Genomic DNA, 1736 nt, shown 5'->3' with positions numbered 1-1736 from the left:
CTAAAAAGCAAATTCCTATAGCATAAACAACACCAGCTCTGTCACACCGAGCAGGTAGCAGCTCAGTCCAACAAGCGATTATGCAACACAAACTGCGTGTCGCATAAATACTAAATTGTTAACCCTACTATGGAAGGTTCATCTCTAGTGAATAAAATTTTATTACCAACTCCAAATGATAGAAACCAAAAAGTTGAATTAGAAATAGATACAGGGCTAGTAATAGTTGGAGCAAATGGAAGTGGGAAATCTAGATTAGGCAGCTGGATTGAACTTGAATCTGGCGTACAGTGCGAAGTTCATAGAATCAGTGCACAGCGTTCGTTGGTAATGCCTGTTACTTCTACAACAAAATCATATGATAAGGCTGAAAAAGAGCTTTTATATGGCAATGAAAACGGCACTAAAAAACATAAAAGTGGACACCGTTGGAGAAATAGCCCAATAACAACAATGCTAAATGATTATGCTTTGTTGATGGTTAATTTATTTTCCGAAGAAAATGACATATCGACAAAGTTTAGGCAGCAATATTTAGAAGGAAAGAAGTTTGAATTAAAAGATGTTCCTTCAACAAAGTTAGATTTAATTAGAGCTGTTTGGGAAGAAATATTACCTCATAGGTGCCTTATAGTTGGTGGAGCAAAAGTAGAAGCCGCGATGGCAGGTGAAACCGAAAAGAAATATAACGGTTCAGATATGAGTGACGGTGAGCGAGTAATGTTTTATCTCATAGGGCAATCGCTTTGTGCGCCAAAAGATTCTGTAATAATTATAGATGAACCAGAGGTTCACCTGCATCAAGGGATTCAGGCAAAGTTATGGGATGTTATTGAGCGTTTGCGTGATGATTGCACTTTTATTTATATTACCCACGATTTGGATTTTGCAGCTAGTCGAACAACGTCCCAAAAAATTTGTGTTAAATCTTATGACGGTCTTCATTGGGACTGGTTTGAAGTGCCTGATCTTTCGGAATTACCAGATGAAATTCTACTGGAAGTAGTTGGTAGTAGGAAGCCAGTTATATTTATTGAAGGTGAAAAAGGTTCGCTAGATCACGATATTTATTCTCTAGTTTACCCAAGGCATACTCTTAAGCCCGTTGGTAGCTGCCAAAAAGTCATAGAAGCTACTAAATCATTTAATGAGATCAAAGATGCTCATAAAATGGAATGTATTGGAATTATAGATCGAGACCATCGGGACGAAGAACAAATTCAGTTTTTAGAGCAACGTTCAATTTTCTGCCCGCAGGTTGCAGAAGTTGAAAATTTATTTTTAGTTGAAGGCTTATTGCTAAAGGTTGCGGAAGCTTTATGTGTAGAAGAACCAGAAGCAGCAGTCAATAAAATTAAAGATTTTGTTATTAGTCAATTTAACTCAAAAGTGGAAGAGTTCTCATCTAAAAGAGTAGCTCACATAATAGATTCAAAACTTAAAAAATTTGACGGTTCAGCTGCCAATATTGCTAATTTGAAGGATAGCTTGCATGAGTTACACACCAATATTGATGTAGATAACTTATACGAAGAAGCAAAAGGGTATGCTGAACAACTGATAGAAGAAGCTAATTACAATGAGATCATAAAGGTCTTTAACCATAAAGGTATCGTTCGACAAATAGGTCAATATTTCGAAGTAAAACCATCTGCATTCATCAAAAAGGCAAAATATTTGCTTGCTAATGAGAGTAATGGACTAATAAATATTGTTAGAGCGCATATGCCGCAGGG

The 1736-nt window shown here is 36.5% G+C and carries 1 protein-coding gene; it reads left to right on the top strand.

Annotation, left to right across the window (positions count from 1 at the left end):
• Positions 1-147 precede the first annotated feature (147 nt).
• On the top strand, positions 148-1736 hold a 1589-nt coding region (locus CEX98_RS22050; protein WP_099644124.1), incomplete at its 3' end, for a DUF4435 domain-containing protein.

It is taken from the genome of Pseudoalteromonas piscicida, assembly GCF_002744175.1.
Classification (GTDB): Bacteria; Pseudomonadota; Gammaproteobacteria; order Enterobacterales; family Alteromonadaceae; genus Pseudoalteromonas; species Pseudoalteromonas piscicida_B.
This window is presented reverse-complemented; position numbering and strand designations above follow the sequence as displayed.